Below are 17,523 nucleotides of genomic sequence, written 5' to 3'. Positions count from 1 at the left end.
TTTTTTAGTAATGAAGAAATAAAAAATCCCTCGTCTAGGAGGGATTTTTTTAAGTAGCGAGAGCGAGACTTGAACTCGCGACCTCCGGGTTATGAATCCGACGCTCTAACCAGCTGAGCTACCTCGCCATATTATATTGCAGAACGAAAAGTTAAGCGGGTGCAAAGATAAAAACAAATTAATCTGTCGCAAATATTAGGTTCTGTTTTATTGCAATTATTTTGTTATGGATAAACTGTTTTTCGCGCCATAAAAATTTTCGAACTTTCATTTGAGGTTAAATTTAATATCTATATATTGGGCAACAACTAACAGAAAGTTATGGAAGATAAAGTTAAGTATGAAATGGAATTTCCCATTCAGGTTTCCCCTTCACTTTTATATCAATATATATCAACTCCATCCGGTCTTTCCGAATGGTATGCGGACAACGTAAATTCAAGAGGTGAATACTACACCTTTATTTGGTCGCAAAGTGAGGAACGAGCCAAATTATTAAGTAAAAAAAGCCCCGAACGAATTAAGTTTAGGTGGGTTGAGGATGAGGGTCGGGAATTTTATTTTGAGTTGCGCATACAAGTCGACGAAATCACCAAGGACGTATCCCTAATGATTACCGATTTTGCCGAAGAGGACGAGATTGAAGAAGGAAAGATGCTATGGGAAAACATGATTTCCAATTTAAAATCCATCCTAGGTTCCTCTTAAAAACTTCTAATATAATACCTTTGTACCGTCCAATCAAAAGGGGCGGTTTTTTTATATGGTAAATTTAAACGGAGTGCTATCCACAAATGATATTCCAGCGACTGCAATTGATAATAGAGGCCTTAATTTTGGCGATGCACTATTTGAAACGTTGCGATTTTCAGGAGGGAAAATATTTTTTTGGGAAGATCATTATTTTAGATTGATGGCCTCAATGCGAATTTTACGTATGGTAATTCCAATGAATTTTACCATGGAGTTTTTAGAATCGGAAATATTGCGCACAATCTCTAGCGTTGAAAATAAAGAAATTCCTTTACGCATTAAGCTACTTGTTTGGCGAAAACCAGGAGGAAAATATTTGCCACTAAGCAACAATATTGAATATGCCATTTCCTTTGAAAAAATAAGAGATAATTTTTACGTTCTCAATGAAAAACCTTTAGAGGTGGAACTTTTTAAAGATCATTACATTGCCTCGGGGCTGCTTTCCACCCTAAAAACCAATAATCGATTGATCAATATTTTGGGAAGTATTTTTGCGAAGGAAAATGAATTGGACAATTGTTTATTATTGAACCAAAACAAACAGGTGGTGGAAGCATTGAACGGCAATATTTTTTTGGTTACCGGAAATTATATAAAAACGCCACCATTGGTTGATGGATGTTTAAATGGAATCCTCCGCAAACAGCTAATTTCAACTGTAATATTGGAACTAGATCTAATCTTTGAGGAAGTTTCAATATCTCCTTTTGAACTTCAAAAGGCTGATGAGATGTTTATTACCAATTCAATTCAAGGCATTGTTCCCATAACAAAATATCGCAAAAAAGAATATGGTAACGCTATTGCAAAACGCTTGTTGCCGAAGCTCAACAAAAAGGCAATAACAGACTAGTTGAAACTCGGATTTTCAGGTGCATTAGACCACAACACGTAATTACCGCCGAACTCGATCATTTTTTCTTTCCAAAAGTTGATATTGCTTTTGCCAATTATGGAGTTGTTATAATCGTTTGGAACCACAACCCAACTGTTCACTTCCAGTTCCTGCTCCAATTGTTCACTCTCCCAACCGGAATAGCCAAGGAAAAACCGAATCTGTTCCTTTTTTAGCTTATCTTCCTTAAGTAAATCTATTATGGCGCTAAAATCTCCACCCCAATAAATTCCGCTCGAAATTTCGATACTGTCGGGAATAATTTCGGGAATACAATGTATAAAGTAAAGATTGTCCTGTTCAACCGGCCCACCATTATAAACAGGAAGTTTTGAGTTAACCTCCGGCACGAAATCCCGTAGTTTGTAATCAAGGGGTTTGTTTAGAATAAAACCCACCGAGCCAAATTCATTGTATTCCGCCAAAAGAACCACGGAACGATTGAAAGAAACGTCTCCTATGATGGATGGCTCGGCAACCAACAGTAATCCTTTAGCTGGTTTTAAGATTGTCATAATGGTTTTTTGGTAAAATAAATCTAAGTATTAAATTTTTAATTACCAAAAATTTATCAAATCGATGTATAAATTATGTTTTATGGATTAAAAACGATAAATAATTACGGTTTCTTAAATATCTAATTGTCAATAAAGTAAAAAAAAACCTTCTTTTCCATTTAAGGAGAAGAAGGCTCTGAAAAAATATGTAAAATATTTTTACAATTAGTTTACGCTGCTCTGAAGTTCTGATCCAGCTTTAAACTTTACTACTTTTTTTGCACCAATTTTAATGGTTTTACCAGTTTGAGGATTTCTTCCTTCTCTGGCAGCTCTATTTGATACTGACCAAGATCCAAAGCCTACAAGAGATACTCTGTTTCCTTTTTTAAGGGAAGTTTGAACATTGCCTAAGAATGACTCTAAAGATTTCTTAGCGGCAGCTTTTGTAATTCCGGCATCTGCTGCCATTGCATCGATTAAATCTGATTTGTTCATAATTTTGTTAAATTAAATTGTTGGTTAAACTTCGATTAATTGCTTTACAAATTTAACAGGAATATCCGTTCAGGCAAGTAACCACGCACTAAATCCCTATTTTTGTTGATAACTTCGACTGTTTGTTAATAAACCCATCGCCAAATTTGCCCTTTTTAAGAAAATCAACAATGGCAAGGGTTTACAATAGTTTAGAATCAGCATCAAATGAATACCCATTCAAAAGTGAAGGCGAATCCATTTTTCTTTTTCCCGGAAATTGTATTTCATCAATAATAATGTAGCCATCTGAACAAGCTACTTTTATAGATTTTTTTGATGTTTCAATAGTTCCCGGCTCCAAACTATGGTCTTTATTCTCGAAAGATGCGCTATAAATTTTTATTTTCAATGCCTCACCTTCATTTTTGAGTGTTGTCCAAGCTGTTGGATAGGGTGAAAGCCCGCGAATGAGTGCTATTATTTCCGCCCCTGACTTTGTCCAATCTATTCGTGTGTTTTCTGCGGTCAGTTTTGGCGCCTCTTTTATTCTTGAATTCTCCGTTTGCGGTTTTGCTTCCGCCTTTCCTTCTTCTATAAGTTGTAGCGTTTTTATAACTAGCTCACCACCTAATGTGTTTAGTTTATCGTGTAGTGTTCCCGCGGTTTCATTTTTTTCTATCCGAATTTTTTCATTTGCAATTATAGTTCCTGTATCAATTTTTTCGTCAATAAAAAAGGTGGTGACTCCAGTTGTTTCTTCATTATTAATAATTGCCCAGTTTATAGGTGCAGCTCCTCTATATTGTGGCAGCAAGGAAGCATGAAGGTTGAAGGTGCCTAGTTGTGGCATTTGCCACACCACCTTGGGCAGCATTCTAAATGCCACCACGACTTGAAGATTTGCATCCAAACTCTTCAATTCATTCAAAAAATTTTCATCCTTTAGATTTTGGGGTTGAAGAATTGTCAAGTTTTGTGAAAGAGAATATTCCTTTACCGCCGAACCAATTAATTTACGGCCGCGGCCCGCGGGTTTATCGGGGGCAGTAACAACTCCCACAACATTCTTTCCTGCCTCGATCATCTTTTTTAAAATTCCCACCGCAAAATCCGGTGTTCCCATAAAAACTATTCTTAAATCGTTTTGCATTTTAGTTTAGATAATATTGATTTTTCGGATTTATCCTTACTTTACCCACATCCAATAGCAGACGGAGCACCTTTAAAGTGTCTGTTTCTGCAAAAGTAAGTCTTTCTGAAATTTCCCGTGAACTTAAATCGCTGCCTTCTAGCAATGCCAATATTTGCCCTGCAAGGTTTTTCATTTCAACCTTTGACATTTGCGGATTCCTTGCATTACATACCGAGCAAATTCCGCATTTGTTAGCGGTGGTTTCATCAAAATAAGAAACCAATTGTATGCTTCGGCATGTATTGGTATTAGCGATATAGTTCAACACGGAATTTACCTGGGCCGTTTTTTTTCTATTCAACGCTTCTACTTCCCGCGAAATAACATTAATGGTTTTATCATCTTCCCGCGGAACAAGAAAAGTAAGGGTCGCATCGGTTATATGCAGTATAAGCTCAATCACCCTGTCACGTTCCATTTTTTTTAGGATGGTGATAATGGTTTCCAAAGTTTGCCCTGTTTTTGTTGAAACCAGTTCGAGATTAATTGCAGTTGGCATTTCAAAAATACCACCGTAAATTCGAAGAATCGTTTTTCCGATAACGGAGGTGGTTGCATCCTTTTCAAAATAACGAAGCACCGCTTCCGAAGAAACCAAAAACTGAACGATGGATTTCCGTCCAAATTCCTGTGACAGTTGAATAATGCCCAACCGGTCCAGATTGTTCAAAGCATTATAGGCCATTAGGGTATTTAGATTGTAGCTCTTGCAGAATTCGGAAAACCCAAAATTATGCTTGGTAAATTCGCCTTCGCCGTATGGAATTTGGAAGTAATTGTTCAGCGTTCGGTAAATATTTTTTAAGTCCAAAGTTGTGGGCAACGAATCTACAAACTGTTGCTTTACAGTAATTTTGTCATGTTCATTATAAATAAGAACGGCAGTGGCAAAAGCCCCGTCACGACCCGCGCGGCCAGCTTCTTGAAAATAAGTTTCCAGACTTTCCGGAATTTGCAGGTGAATTACAAAGCGTACGTTCGGATGGTCAATGCCCATTCCAAAAGCGTTTGTGGCAACCATTGTTGAAACAGTTGCGCTGCGCCACATTTGCAGTTTTTCTGCCTTTTCCTTCGCGGAAATTCCGCCGTGAAAAAATGTGGCCGTTATGCCAAGACTGTTGAGCTGTTCGCTGATTTCTATCGTACTTTTTCTATTTCTCACATAAACTATGGCCGAACCATTATTATTTTTGAGAAGTTGTGTTGCCCGATAAATTTTATCATCTGCTTTATAAACTTGATAGGATAAATTGTCGCGAACAAATGAATTTTTAAAAACGGTCGGAAGTTCCATTTTCAATTCCGCAATAGTATCTTCCAAAACTTCAGGGGTTGCCGTTGCCGTAAGTGCAATAATGGGCACTAAAGGATGTATTTCCCGGAGCAACGTGATATTTTTATATGCCGGACGAAAATCGTTTCCCCATTGGGAAATGCAATGTGCCTCATCAACCGCAATTAAATTTACGGCCATTTGCTTGATGTAATTTTGAACTATTTCCTGCTGAAGCCGCTCTGGTGATAGATATAAAAATTTATAATTGCCATAAAGCGCATTGTCAAGCAAGGAATTCAACTCCTCAAATGGAATGCCGCCAGTAAGTTTCAACGCCTTTATTCCCCGTTCCTTCAATGTGTTTACTTGATCGCCCATAAGGGCTACCAATGGCGAAACAACAATACAGATACCTTCCATGGCCAAGGCAGGAACCTGAAAACAAATAGATTTTCCGCCGCCTGTGGGCAAAAGTGCCACGGTATCCTTTCCATCGAGAACCGCATTTATTATTTCCTCCTGCATCGGTTTGAAAGAGGAAAAACCCCAATATTTGGTCAGGATGTTGCGAACATTTGTCAAGTGGTCATTTCCTTAATTGTGGCTATTATAAATTGTGCGCGGTCTTGGATGCTGCCTACCGGCACTTCGTGAATTTGATAACCATAGCGTTGATACCCGTTTTTGAGAAATTGAAAAATTTTTTCAGCCTGCTCAAAAGATTCGTACCGCTCATTGTCTTGCTCGTAAATCTCTTCCCATGGGGGGAGAACGAAAATTTCATCGTAGGAATGGGCAATACATGTGTCCGCAAAATTTTTTGGATAATGGGAATCAACGTAATCCATATATGCCGTTACATCAGGCATTCCGCGATCATAGAATAAAATAGGAGCAGCGCAGTTTTTTCCTTCGTGAAATTGCCTTAGTCTTCCTTCCAGTAATTTTTGGCTGAAAAGAATTGGATTTTCCAAAAATAACTGTTCAATACCCTGCCTTTGTGCTTCAAGGGTAACATCCCTTGATATTTCGTGCATTACGGCATATCCCTCTTTTTCCAAATAATTGATTAAAGCTGTTTTTCCGGACCCCGGGCCTCCGGTAATGACTATTCTTTTCGTTTTCAAAAGTTTCAATTTTATACAAAGTAAGTAAATATAAATTTGTGATGAAAGTGTATCTTTGTGGCTCACACAGCAATTTAAATGGATCAGGACAAAAACACCACCGAATTTTACGCACGCCTAAAAAAGCAACTTGAGGAAGACACCACTTGGCCTTCGCCTTATCTTTTTAAATTTATAGTGCCAGCAAATCTGGAGCAGATTGCCGAAATCCGAGCTGTTTTTGACGGCACCGATGCCGAAATTGCAACGCGCGATTCTTCCAAGGGAACCTATTCAAGTGTTTCGGTTAAGGTCACTATGGATTCCCCCGATGAAGTAGTGAAAAAATATCTCGAAGTTTCTAAAGTTGATGGTGTTATTTCACTTTAATTTTTAGTATTTTGCGGGTGAAATGATTTAAAATCTTTCTTCACTCACAAATTTCTTTCCCTAAAATAAATACATTTTGACACAAGAAGTAGCACAAATAGAATACAATACAGAACGTCCAAAATTAGTGATTCCCGAATATGGGCGCCACATTCAAAAAATGGTAGAACAGGCGATCGCTACCGAAGATAAGGAAGAACGGAACAAAATTGCCAAAAGCATAATTGCGGTTATGGGAAATCTAAACCCGCACCTTCGCGATGTTCCAGATTTTCAACCAATGCTTTGGGATCAGCTTTTTATTATTTCAGACTTTAAATTGGATGTTGACTCTCCTTTTCCCATTCCTTCCAGGGAGGAATTGATGGAGCGTCCCGAACCACTGAACTACCCTCAAAACTATCCGAAATATCGTTTTTACGGCAACAATATTAAACGAATGATCGACGTGGCCAACAGCTGGGAGGAAGGTGATAAAAAGGAAGGACTTATCCTTACCATTGCGAACCATATGAAAAAATGCTTCTTAAACTGGAACAAGGATACGGTGGAAGATGATGTAATTTTTTCACACCTTTTCGAGCTTTCGGACGGTAAAATAAATCTCAAGAACAGTGATGAGGATTTAAGCGATGCCTCCAATTTGCTGAAGAACAAAAAACGTTTCAACACCAATACACAGGGGAAGAAAAACTTCAAATCAAATAACAACCGCAACCGCAAACGTTATTAAAACTTTCAAACGCTATTTATGGGAACTTTCCAAATAGAAGGCGGGCATAAACTGAAGGGCGAAATAACGCCGCAGGGAGCCAAAAACGAAGCCTTACAGATTCTTTGCGCAGTATTGTTAACACGGGAAAAAGTTATTATAGAAAATATTCCGGACATACTGGACGTAAATAAACTCATAAAAATTTTAGAAAACCTCGGGGTAAAAATCCAAAAATTGGCAAAGGGCAAATATGCCTTTACGGCCGATAGTATAAATTTGGAATATTTGGAGTCCGAACTTTTCAAACAGGAAGGAAGTTCATTGCGAGGCTCCATAATGATCGTAGGTCCTTTATTGGCGAGATTTGGCAAAGGGTATATTCCAAGACCGGGCGGTGATAAAATAGGAAGAAGGAGGCTGGATACCCATTTTGAAGGTTTCATAAATTTGGGCGCAAAATTCCGCTACAATAAGGAAGAGCGCTTTTATGGTGTTGAAGCACCACAAGGTTTAAGGGGAGCTTACATGCTATTGGACCAAGCTTCAGTTACAGGAACGGCAAACATAGTAATGGCGGCCGTTTTAGCAAAAGGTAAAACAACAATCTATAACGCCGCTTGTGAACCGTACATTCAGCAACTTTGCAAAATGCTGAACGCAATGGGGGCGAAGATTACAGGAATTGGTTCCAACTTGTTAACGATTGAAGGAGTTGAAATATTAGGCGGTTGCACCCATAAAATACTGCCGGATATGATTGAAATTGGCAGCTGGATCGGCCTTGCTGCAATGACTCAAAGTGAGATAACCATTAAAGATGTTAGTTGGGAAAATCTAGGCTTAATACCCGAAACTTTTAGAAAATTGGGTATCCAAATCAATAAAAAAGGAGATGACATTTACATTCCTTCCCAAAATGAATATGAAATCCAAGGCTATATTGATGGCTCCATTCTTACCGTTGCAGATGCCCCGTGGCCCGGTTTTACACCGGATTTGTTGAGTATTGTTCTTGTGGTCTGTACGCAAGCAAAAGGTAGCGTTCTAATTCATCAAAAAATGTTTGAAAGCCGATTGTTTTTCGTTGATAAGCTGATTGATATGGGTGCCAAAATAATTCTTTGTGATCCGCACCGAGCTACCGTTATTGGCCATAATTTTCAGTCGAATCTTAAAGCAACTACAATGGTTTCCCCGGATATTCGGGCAGGAATTTCATTGTTGATTGCCGCACTCTCAGCTCAAGGGACAAGCACTATTCACAACATAGAGCAAATAGACAGGGGATACGAAAACATTGATGAAAGACTGAGGGCAATTGGCGCAAAAATAACACGGATTGAACCCTAAAACATATTAACCCTTGCGGTTTTTATTGACTTCGTCCTGTAGCTTTCTCCGAAGTTTTTGTTCACGCTCCAAACTGTTTCTTCGGTAATCCTCCAACTCTATTTCCAGCTCAGCCATTTTCAGCTGCGCGGCATTTGTAATTTTATGGCTGTTTAAAAATCTGTAAAACAAAAATCCGCTAACCAATAGTAACACTAAAATTATTCCCCACATAATGGAATTATAGGTTGCCTTTGAGGTAAGAATTCCGAAAACGGCAATGCCGTCCTCTTTTTCTTTTGAGTTAGCAAGATTTTGTTTCGTATTTTCTAAATTTTCACGAAGAGAATCTATTTGATTTTTTTGTTGGACCAGTTCGCTATCCTGGGAAATTATTTTTTTTTCCAAAGTAGAAACCGAATCTAAAATATTTCTTTTTAAAGTGGCCAACTGTGTTTTTTTTACAACTTTATATTCTTGGTAACTATTGCTTTTGTCAAATGCTTCAATCATTTGATCGTTTAATGTGTTTTTCCTTATTTGAATGGAATCCTGGGCTACGGAAGTAAGGCAAAACAACAATAGGGGAAGGATTAAAAATAATATCTTTTTCATGGTTTCAGGTTTGTTTGCAATGCATTAATTAACAGAGCAAGAGTATAAAAATTGTGCAAAACCACCCAAATTTTACTGCCAATTACAAAATTTTTAACATCGTACGAAAAAGGTGGGAACTTCTGCAATTTCTATGCTATGGCTGACTTATAAACCTTCAAACAGCGTTCCCTGGCTTCTTTATGATCTACAATTTTTTCGGGATAATTTTCAGTCCCGAATTCTGGAATGTATTTTTTGACATATTCATGATTTTTGTCAAATTTTTCTAATTGCGTATTTGGATTGAAAATCCGGAAATAAGGCGCCGCATCCACACCGCTACCGGCCGCCCATTGCCAATTGCCAATGTTGCTCGACATTTCGTAATCCAAAAGTTTTTCGGCAAAATAGGCTTCTCCCCATCGCCAATCAATCAAAAGATGTTTGCACAAAAAACCTGCAACTACCATGCGAACCCGGTTGTGCATGTAACCTGTTTCGTTTAACTGGCGCATTCCCGCATCCACAATTGGATATCCAGTTTTTCCTTCTTTCCATTTTTGAAATTCAGTTTCATTGTTGCGCCATTCAATTCTGTCATATTTTTGCTTAAAAGCACGATTTACAGTTTCAGGAAAGTGCCAGAGAATCTGCATAAAAAACTCGCGCCAAATAAGTTCTTGCAGAAAGACTTCGTTCTTTTCCAAAGCTGCTTCCTCTATGATATTTCGGATGCTGACCGTTCCAAAACGAAGATGTGGCCCCAAATGTGAAGTAGCATCTTTAGCGGGAAAATTTCTTTGATTCTCATATTGCTGGAGGGTTAGAGACGAAATATCATATTCCGGAATTTCTATTTTCGATTTTGTAAAACCAATATCCCTCAGGGAAAGATTTGGAAGTCGCGTGTTTTGGTAGAGGTTCGTAGCAGAATTATCTGTAAAAGTTTTTTTGTTTTTATCGTCCTTCTTAAAGCGCTCTTTCCATTTTTTCATATAAGGGGTATATACAATATATGGAGTTCCGTCATCTTTGACTATATCATCCTTTTCATATATTACTTGATCCTTAAAGGTGAAAAAACCGATTCCATTTTCATGGAGCAAATTTTTTATGGATGAGTCCCTTTCCATCGAGTAGGGTTCATAATCGTGATTGGCAATTACGTTTTGAACATGAAATCTGGAAATTATGGTTTGAAAAACATCTTTAGGTGTACCATTAAATAGTGCAACGCCTCCACCATACTGCCTTAATTTGTTATTCAATTTGTGGAGCGTTTCATAAATAAAAGTAACTCGGGCATCGTCCTTTGGAAGCTCTTGAAGTATTTCACTATCAAAAATAAAGATTGGAAGCACGGGAAATTTTCCGCGTAGGGCATTATAAAAACCGACATTGTCATCCATGCGCAAATCGCGCCGAAACCAAAAAATGTTTACTTTTTCCTTCAAAATTTAAAGAGTTCCAAAAAGCGCAATTAGCTTGTTCTTTCGGTATGCGAAAATTTCTTCCAGTTTAGGCTTTATTAAAAATGGATGGGCAAGTTCGCCTATCACACCAAAGGGTAATTTATAATGCAGTAAATCTTCCATTTCAACTCCGCCTTCAATTTCTTTTATAAAATGTTTGTGGTGCCACATGGCGTATGGCCCGAATCGCTGTTCATCCACGAAATATTGTTTGTGGGAAACATGGGTAATTTCCGTGATCCATTTCATTTTTAATCCGAAAATAGGAGTAACAATATATTCGATAATTTGGCCTGCAAACATTGGTTTTTCTTCACCGGATAGAATGTGAAAACCCATATAATCTGGGGTGATTGTCCTTAGATTTTTGGGATTGGACAAAAAAGCCCAAGCTTCATCCACAGAAATGGGAAGTTTTTGCTTTGTCTGCAATATGAAAATTTTCACTCTTTATTTCGATTGATAGATAATTTTCTATTCATTCTCAATAAACGATAAGTATCTTCCTTCACACTTCCTTTGTAAAAGATTGGCCGTAGTAGTTTTTTAAATATTCTCAACATTTTGCTATTTTTTCTTAAAAATAAATCGTTTCATCATATATAAAAAAGATTAAACAATTAATTAACATTATTGATTTGGGCCAACTGTTTCACGCCGCATTGAAGGGTATTAAGTAATGGATTAGCCACTTTTTTTAAGGTTTTCTTAACTGTTTAAAATTTTCCAAACAGTAACTTCGTAAAAAATTATAAACACCTTAAAACCATAACAATGAAGAAAATTATTTTCATTTTTTCAGCTTTAATGCTAAGCATTGGCATTAATGCCCAAATTGAAACTCCGCAACCAAGTACTTTACAAAAAATTGAGCAAACGGTTGGGTTGACTCCCATTACCTTGGAATATTCAAGACCATCAATGAAGGGCCGAACCATCTATGGCGATTTGGTGCCTTATGACAAAATGTGGCGTACGGGTGCTAATGCCAATTCAAAAATCACTTTTGGTGATGATGTAGAAATAGGCGGTAAGACTGTACCTGCCGGCACGTATGCAATTTTTACCAAACCTGGCAATTCCAATTGGGAGGTGTTTTTTTATATTGAATCATCAAATTGGGGAACACCCGAGAAGTGGGAGGAAAGCAAAGTGGCAGCAAAGGTTTCTGTATCAGTTTACCCAATGCCAATGAAAATTGAAACCTTCACTATGTCCTTTGACGAGGTAAAAAATGATTCTGTCATTCTGGGAATTCTTTGGGAAAACACTTACGTTGGAGTGCCAATTAAAATGTTCACCGACAAAATGGTTGCTGCAAACATTGACAGGGTTATGAACGGACCTTCAGCGAATGATTATTATTCATCCGCGGTTTATTATCTTGAGGCCGGAAAGGATATAAATCAGGCAAAAACCTGGATAGACAAATCCATTGAAATGAACAAGGATCCAAAATTCTGGCAACTGCGCCAAAAATCATTGATATATGCAAAAGCAGGAGATAAAAATGGGGCTATTGAAGCTGCCAAAAAATCTATGGAGCTTGCAAAAGCCGCGGGAAACAATGATTATGTAGCCTTGAATGAAAAATCTTTAAGAGAATGGGGCGCAATGTAGGGGTCGCAAAATAATATAAAAAAACCCGAAAATTTTTCGGGTTTTTTTTATTTGGGACCCTTTGGGCCTTTATCGCCTTTACTGTTTCGGTATCTGTCCAGCAGTTCCTTTTTAAAATTATATTCAGCCTTTTTAAGCGCAATTATTTTTTTTGCCGAAATCACGGTGCGCAATTCCGTGGTGCGCTGTTGTAGCAGTTCCACTTCTTGGTTTTCGATAATTAGGCTTTTGTTAATTAATTCGTTGGCCTCTTCTTCTGTCAACATTTCCAAGTTTTCGTTTAATTTTTTGAAAATTTCAGATTTTTCTATTTTCCGCAGCTCGTGGAATTTTTCATCGTATTTATTGTAGATAGGCCAAAACTTTTGTGCTTCCGCGGAAGTGAGTGCCAATTGCTCTGTAATATACGCAGTTTTTAGTGCCTTTATTTTTTCATGTTTTCCGTCTTGGGCCTGCACTGCGGTTGTTAAAATTATTAAGAAAATAATTAGGTGTTTCATTGTTCGTCTATTAAAGTTTTTTCATCAACATTTTCCAAAAGATAATTCTTCAATACTGCTTCGGAAAATTGCTGTTCTTCCAAATTTGTGTTTATAATATTGTCGTCGTCAATAAAAGTTGTTATATCGTATAAATCAAAATTCAGATTACCTTCGTCAATGTATTTATCAATTGTCGCCAATTGCAAGGCGTCGAGTGTTTCTTGCTCATTTGCGGTATTAAAAATGCTAAATCCGATAACCAAACAAGCTGCAAATGCGGCCGCATAACCAAGATATTTCGTGGGAAAAAGTGAAATTACTTTGTGTTGTTTCTCAGAAGCGGTTATCTTATTGAAAACGCTATCGTCCAACCGCTCAAAATAGTTTTCGGGAACCTTAAAACCGGTCCTGGGTGGAAAATTAATTTCATCGATTTTGCTGTACAGTTGCGCCTCAAAATCTGCGAAATAATTATCGGGAATTTTAAAACCAGTTTTGTTTCTATTTTTTTTCATTTCCTAACTATGACTCGAAAAACGTTATAGGGTTTCATTGTTGGTTTTTATGAACTGAGTAATTTTCTTCACGGCTATATGATAACTACTTTTCAGCCCGCCCACGGAAGTGTCCAAAATTTGTGAAAGTTGCTCAAAAGTATGGTCTTCAAAATATTTCATGGTAAAGATCAATCGTTGGCGTTCCGGGAGTAAGGCTATGGCTTTTTGAAATTGAAGCTGTATGGCATCTCCTTCAAAATATACATCACTTTCTAAATTGCGCAGTGCGTTGTCTTTCACGGCTTCAATGGAGGTGTTGTTTCGTTTTGCTTTGTTATTCAGAAAAGTGATGGATTCATTGGCTGCAATTCGGTACATCCAAGTATGGAGCTTGCTTTCGCCCTTAAAGGAATTGATGTTCCTGAAAATCTTTATAAATGTATTCTGTAGCACATCATCCGCGTCATCGTGGTCCAGCACCATATTGCGAATTTGCCAGTAAAGCCGTTCCTTATATTGCGAAACGAGCTCCCTAAAGGCAGCTTCTTTATCTGCCTCGGTTTGTAATGCCGTTACCAGTACCTTTTCTTCAACCATATCACGCAATTGGGTATAAGACTAAAGATAAACGGAAAAGTTTAAATAAAATTTTAACTAAGCGATTGCATTTCAACCAAACTATAGTAAACGCCTTTGTTCTCCAAAAGTTCTTGATGCTTGCCCTGTTCCACAATTTTTCCTTTTGAAAGTACTACTATTTGATCAGCATTTTGAATGGTAGAAAGCCTGTGGGCAATGACGATTGAAGTTCTGTTTTTCATCATTTTTTCCAGAGCATCCTGCACCAACCGTTCGCTTTCGGTATCGAGCGCTGAGGTTGCTTCATCCAAAATCATTATCGGTGGATTTTTCAATACTGCGCGGGCAATGCTCAAACGTTGTTTTTGGCCGCCGCTCAATTTGTTGCCGCTGTCGCCAATATTGGTTTCAAATCCTTCGGGAAGCTCTTTAATGAATTCATATGAATTGCTTATTTCCGCAGCTTCCATCAATTCTGAATCCGACGCAAGTGGCTTTCCTAGTTTCAAATTATTTCCTACAGAATCATTAAAAAGAATGGAATCCTGTGAAACTATACCCATTAATCCTCTCAAGGATTGCTTGGAGATATTTTTGATATCCACCCCATCAATTTCGATACTGCCTTCGTTCACATCATAAAACCGGGTTAGCAAATTCGCTATCGTACTTTTTCCGCTGCCGGATTGTCCAACGAGCGCAATGGTTTTCCCTTTTGGAATTTCCAAGGAGAAATCCTTCAAAACATATTGATCCTCATACTTAAAGGAAATGTTTTTAAGAGAAATTACTTCGTCGAAACCTTCTTTTTGAATGGGGTTTGCAATATCCGTTATTGTGTTTTCGGCTTCTAGCAGTTCCAAAATTCGCATGGCCGAGCCATTGGCGCGCTTTACGGAATAGCTTGCTTTTGCAATGGCCTTCGCGGGCGTCAAAATATTATAAGCCAACATAATATAGCCGAGAAAAAAACTGGCGTCCAAAGTTTGATCCACAAAAACTAAATATCCGCCATAAACCAACAAAATTCCAATAGTGATTATACCCAATAATTCACTAAGAGGTGAGGCCAAGTTTTGGCGATTCAAAACAGAATTCGAATATTTATAAAAACGCTGATTGCTGTCCTCAAATTTCTTCTGAAATAGAGGTTCTGCATGAAAGGCTTTGATAATGCGCAAACCGCCCATTGTTTCTTCTAAAATTGAAAGAAATACGCCTTGCTCTTCCTGAACTTTTAAGGAGCCCTTTTTTAATGATTTTCCAATTCGGGAAATCAGAAACCCAGAGACAGGTAAAAATAGAAACACAAAAAGTGTGAGTTTTGGACTGATGAAAAGCATGGTTGCCAACGAAAAAATGATGGTCAAAGGTTCCCGGATTATCATTTCCAAGACTGACAGGACAGAGTTTTTTACTTCGTCAACATCTCCGCTTAAACGTGAAATGGTATCTCCTTTTCTTTTTTCGGAATAAAATGCCAACGGAAATTGGATTACTTTACTATAAAGGTCGTTCCTCAAATCCTTCAACACGCCATTACGAAGAAAAGTGGAGTAGAACATCGCCATATAATTGCATAAATTTTTAAGTAAAAAAATTGCAATTATAACTCCAATCATAAACATTAAGACTTTAAAGTCCCCGTATTCATTGATGAACTTCACTAGATGGTAATTAAGGGAATCCTGTATATAGCTGGTCAAATTGGTAATTCCTTCATATACAGGTTGCCTTCCAACCTCGCGTTGGTCACTAAAAATAACCTGCAAAACAGGTATCAATGCAAGAAACGAAAGGGTGCTAAAGAGCGCATAGAGTATATTAAAAAATATGTTTAGGTAGGCAAAGCGCTTATAAGGAATTACGTAGCGCAGTATTTTTCTGAAATAGTTCATTAACTGAAATTAAGTTGCGCCGCAATGGCTTCTATTTTTTGTTGAAGTATTTCCTCAAAATTTTCCTTTTCCGAAGAGTTCACGCTAATGTAAAACTTTATTTTGGGTTCGGTGCCGCTCGGTCGTGCGGCAATTTTACTGCCGTCCTCGGTATAAAATAGTAACACGTTGGATTTTGGAAGGTTTAGTGTATGTATTTTATTATTTAAAAAGTCTGTAGTTTGGCTTTTGGAAATATCGTCCATACGCACCACTTTGCTTCCCGCAATTTCCTTAAATGGATTCTCGCGAAGTTTTTTCATTATTGCTGAAATTTCCTCGGAACCGCTTTTTCCTTTTTTCGTAAGTGAAATCAAGTGCTCGCGGTAATTGCCATATTGGTTGTAAATTTCATTCAAATATTGAAACATGCTACTATCTTCGGCTTTTTTCTGTGCAGCAATCTCGCAGGCAAGTAGGGTAGCGGTTACGGCGTCTTTATCGCGCACAAAATCGCCCACCAAATAACCAAAACTTTCCTCGCCACCGCCCACAAATTCAAGATCTGGAAAGTCTTTTATCATTTTCGCAATCCACTTAAAGCCGGTTAATCCCTCAAAATATTTTATGTTGAAATGTTCAGCTATTTGCGCAACCATGGGGGTTGAAACAATTGTGGAGGCAATGAACTGCTTCCCATTCAATTTTCCAGCTTTTTGCCATTGCTCTAATAGGAAATGCGTCATCAAAACCATTGCTTGGTTTCCGTTTAGCAAAACCATTTTGTTGTCCTTGTTCCGCACGGCAATTCCCAAACGATCACAGTCTGGATCTGTGCCTATTACTATATCTGCATTTTCCTCATCGGCCAGTTCCAATGCCATTTTTAAGGCTGCGGGTTCTTCGGGATTCGGCGATTTTACCGTTGGAAAATCCCCATTCGGATCGGCCTGCGCTTCCACAATAGAAACATTTTCATAGCCAGCTTTTTCCAAAACTTTTGGAATCATTGTAATTGAAGTGCCATGCAGCGATGTGAAAACAATTTTTAAATTTTTTTTCGCCGCTTTTGAAGTATTAAAAGTTCCGTTTTCCACAGAAGCATCTGCGAAAGCTTCGTCAACTTCGGCATCAATTAGTTCAATCAATTTCTCGTTTGCTTCAAATTTTATGTCTTCGTATTGAAGGGCGTTTATTTCTGAAATTATTTCGCCATCCTGTGGCGGGACCAATTGTCCGCCATCTTTCCAATAAACTTTATAACCGTTATATTCGGGCGGATTGTGGGAAGCTGTCAAAACAATTCCTGCCTGACAATTTAAATATTTTACGGCGAAGGAAAGCTCCGGAGTGGGTCGCAATTCTGAAAAGAGAAAAACTTTTATACCGTTTGCGGAAAAAACACCAGCCACAACTTTTGCAAAGTCCTTGCTGTTGTGGCGGCAATCATAAGCAATTGCAACCTTAATTTCTTTATTTGGAAATTGCTTATTTAAATAATTTGAGAGTCCCTGGGTGTTTTTCCCCAAAGTGTATTTATTGATTCGGTTGTCGCCAAGACCCATAATGCCTCGCATTCCGCCAGTACCGAACTCGAGGTTTTTGTAAAAACTGTCCTCCAATCCTTCGGGATCGTAGGCTATCATTTCTTTAATATCGTGCTGTGTTTTTTCGTCGAAAAAAGGGGTGAGCCATTGGTTAACGCGGGCTAAAATCTTCGGATCTACGTAAATCATTTCCTTTATTTAAAGTGCAAAAATAAC

The 17,523-nt window shown here is 38.0% G+C and carries 19 protein-coding genes and 1 tRNA gene; 6 read left to right on the top strand and 14 right to left on the bottom strand.

All coding sequences use genetic code 11. The features are described 5' to 3' along the window. Positions 1 to 54: 54 nt before the first annotated feature. A tRNA-Met gene (locus QRD02_RS05295) sits at positions 55 to 128 on the bottom strand. Between the two features lie 193 nt (positions 129 to 321). On the opposite strand from QRD02_RS05295, the gene QRD02_RS05290 reads away from it, so the two are divergent. Further along, positions 322 to 708, top strand: a complete 387-nt coding sequence (locus QRD02_RS05290) for an START-like domain-containing protein (protein ID WP_290253878.1) — start codon at positions 322 to 324, stop codon at positions 706 to 708. A gap of 55 nt (positions 709 to 763) precedes the next feature. Further along, positions 764 to 1,609 carry an aminotransferase class IV gene (locus tag QRD02_RS05285; protein ID WP_290253877.1) on the top strand — a complete coding sequence of 282 codons (846 nt, stop codon included), beginning with the start codon at positions 764 to 766 and terminating at the stop codon, positions 1,607 to 1,609. Here QRD02_RS05285 and QRD02_RS05280 read toward each other — a convergent pair. From QRD02_RS05280 to QRD02_RS05260, 5 genes are all read right to left on the bottom strand, one after another. Next, positions 1,606 to 2,166, bottom strand: coding sequence for a YqgE/AlgH family protein (locus QRD02_RS05280; protein ID WP_290253876.1), 561 nt, complete (start codon positions 2,164 to 2,166; stop codon positions 1,606 to 1,608). The two genes, QRD02_RS05285 and QRD02_RS05280, sit on opposite strands and share 4 nt — an antisense overlap. 207 nt (positions 2,167 to 2,373) lie before the next feature. Next, positions 2,374 to 2,646, bottom strand: a complete 273-nt coding sequence (locus QRD02_RS05275; protein ID WP_290253875.1) for an HU family DNA-binding protein — start codon at positions 2,644 to 2,646, stop codon at positions 2,374 to 2,376. A gap of 181 nt (positions 2,647 to 2,827) precedes the next feature. Next, positions 2,828 to 3,778 (bottom strand): methionyl-tRNA formyltransferase, encoded by a 951-nt coding sequence (gene fmt, locus QRD02_RS05270; protein WP_290253874.1) that lies wholly within the window; start codon positions 3,776 to 3,778, stop codon positions 2,828 to 2,830. Position 3,779: 1 nt separating this feature from the next. After that, the gene (locus QRD02_RS05265) at positions 3,780 to 5,678 is read right to left on the bottom strand and encodes a RecQ family ATP-dependent DNA helicase (protein ID WP_290253873.1); all 1,899 of its coding nucleotides are present in this window, start codon (positions 5,676 to 5,678) and stop codon (positions 3,780 to 3,782) included. Continuing rightward, positions 5,675 to 6,223 (bottom strand): AAA family ATPase, encoded by a 549-nt coding sequence (locus QRD02_RS05260; RefSeq protein WP_290253872.1) that lies wholly within the window; start codon positions 6,221 to 6,223, stop codon positions 5,675 to 5,677. Before QRD02_RS05260 ends, QRD02_RS05265 begins: the two co-directional genes overlap by 4 nt. Positions 6,224 to 6,301: 78 nt before the next feature. Between QRD02_RS05260 and QRD02_RS05255 the strand changes: the two genes are divergently transcribed. The 3 genes from QRD02_RS05255 to murA all read left to right on the top strand — a co-directional run bounded on the left by QRD02_RS05255 (position 6,302) and on the right by murA (position 8,657). Next, positions 6,302 to 6,592, top strand: coding sequence for a DUF493 family protein (locus tag QRD02_RS05255; RefSeq protein WP_290253871.1), 291 nt, complete (start codon positions 6,302 to 6,304; stop codon positions 6,590 to 6,592). A gap of 76 nt (positions 6,593 to 6,668) precedes the next feature. Then, positions 6,669 to 7,325 carry a DUF4290 domain-containing protein gene (locus QRD02_RS05250; RefSeq protein ID WP_290253870.1) on the top strand — a complete coding sequence of 219 codons (657 nt, stop codon included), beginning with the start codon at positions 6,669 to 6,671 and terminating at the stop codon, positions 7,323 to 7,325. Positions 7,326 to 7,343: 18 nt separating this feature from the next. Next, positions 7,344 to 8,657, top strand: a complete 1,314-nt coding sequence (gene murA, locus QRD02_RS05245; protein ID WP_290253869.1) for a UDP-N-acetylglucosamine 1-carboxyvinyltransferase — start codon at positions 7,344 to 7,346, stop codon at positions 8,655 to 8,657. Between the two features lie 6 nt (positions 8,658 to 8,663). Here the strand turns inward: murA and QRD02_RS05240 are convergent, their stop codons facing one another. From QRD02_RS05240 to QRD02_RS05230, 3 genes are all read right to left on the bottom strand, one after another. Next, the gene (locus QRD02_RS05240; protein WP_290253868.1) at positions 8,664 to 9,251 is read right to left on the bottom strand and encodes a tRNA (guanine-N1)-methyltransferase; all 588 of its coding nucleotides are present in this window, start codon (positions 9,249 to 9,251) and stop codon (positions 8,664 to 8,666) included. Between the two features lie 131 nt (positions 9,252 to 9,382). Beyond that, complete coding sequence (locus tag QRD02_RS05235; RefSeq protein ID WP_290253867.1) at positions 9,383 to 10,687, bottom strand: cryptochrome/photolyase family protein; 1,305 nt, start codon at positions 10,685 to 10,687, stop codon at positions 9,383 to 9,385. A gap of 3 nt (positions 10,688 to 10,690) precedes the next feature. Further along, positions 10,691 to 11,152 carry an SRPBCC family protein gene (locus tag QRD02_RS05230; RefSeq protein WP_290253866.1) on the bottom strand — a complete coding sequence of 154 codons (462 nt, stop codon included), beginning with the start codon at positions 11,150 to 11,152 and terminating at the stop codon, positions 10,691 to 10,693. A gap of 327 nt (positions 11,153 to 11,479) precedes the next feature. Here QRD02_RS05230 and QRD02_RS05225 point away from each other — a divergent pair, with 327 nt between their 5' ends. Next, positions 11,480 to 12,325 carry a DUF2911 domain-containing protein gene (locus tag QRD02_RS05225; protein WP_290253865.1) on the top strand — a complete coding sequence of 282 codons (846 nt, stop codon included), beginning with the start codon at positions 11,480 to 11,482 and terminating at the stop codon, positions 12,323 to 12,325. 47 nt (positions 12,326 to 12,372) lie between these two features. Here the strand turns inward: QRD02_RS05225 and QRD02_RS05220 are convergent, their stop codons facing one another. Genes QRD02_RS05220 through QRD02_RS05200 form a run of 5 tightly spaced genes read right to left on the bottom strand, consistent with a single transcriptional unit; the run spans position 12,373 to position 17,496 of the window. Then, a complete protein-coding gene (locus tag QRD02_RS05220) occupies positions 12,373 to 12,825 on the bottom strand; it encodes a hypothetical protein (protein ID WP_290253863.1) in 453 nt (150 codons plus the stop codon). Continuing rightward, positions 12,822 to 13,322, bottom strand: coding sequence for a hypothetical protein (locus tag QRD02_RS05215; RefSeq protein WP_290253861.1), 501 nt, complete (start codon positions 13,320 to 13,322; stop codon positions 12,822 to 12,824). The genes QRD02_RS05220 and QRD02_RS05215 overlap by 4 nt, the downstream gene beginning before the upstream one ends. A gap of 24 nt (positions 13,323 to 13,346) precedes the next feature. Beyond that, positions 13,347 to 13,901: an RNA polymerase sigma factor gene (locus QRD02_RS05210; protein ID WP_290253860.1), complete on the bottom strand. Its 555-nt coding sequence runs from the start codon at positions 13,899 to 13,901 to the stop codon at positions 13,347 to 13,349. A gap of 53 nt (positions 13,902 to 13,954) precedes the next feature. Continuing rightward, positions 13,955 to 15,781 carry an ABC transporter ATP-binding protein gene (locus tag QRD02_RS05205; protein WP_290253859.1) on the bottom strand — a complete coding sequence of 609 codons (1,827 nt, stop codon included), beginning with the start codon at positions 15,779 to 15,781 and terminating at the stop codon, positions 13,955 to 13,957. Then, positions 15,781 to 17,496 (bottom strand): phospho-sugar mutase, encoded by a 1,716-nt coding sequence (locus QRD02_RS05200; RefSeq protein ID WP_290253858.1) that lies wholly within the window; start codon positions 17,494 to 17,496, stop codon positions 15,781 to 15,783. Before QRD02_RS05200 ends, QRD02_RS05205 begins: the two co-directional genes overlap by 1 nt. Between the last annotated feature and the right edge of the window lie 27 nt (positions 17,497 to 17,523).

Source organism: Aequorivita aurantiaca, assembly GCF_030410135.1.
Classification (GTDB): Bacteria; Bacteroidota; Bacteroidia; order Flavobacteriales; family Flavobacteriaceae; genus Aequorivita; species Aequorivita aurantiaca.
The sequence above is the reverse complement of the archived record's forward strand: the minus strand, read 5'-3'. Positions and strand labels throughout refer to the sequence as shown.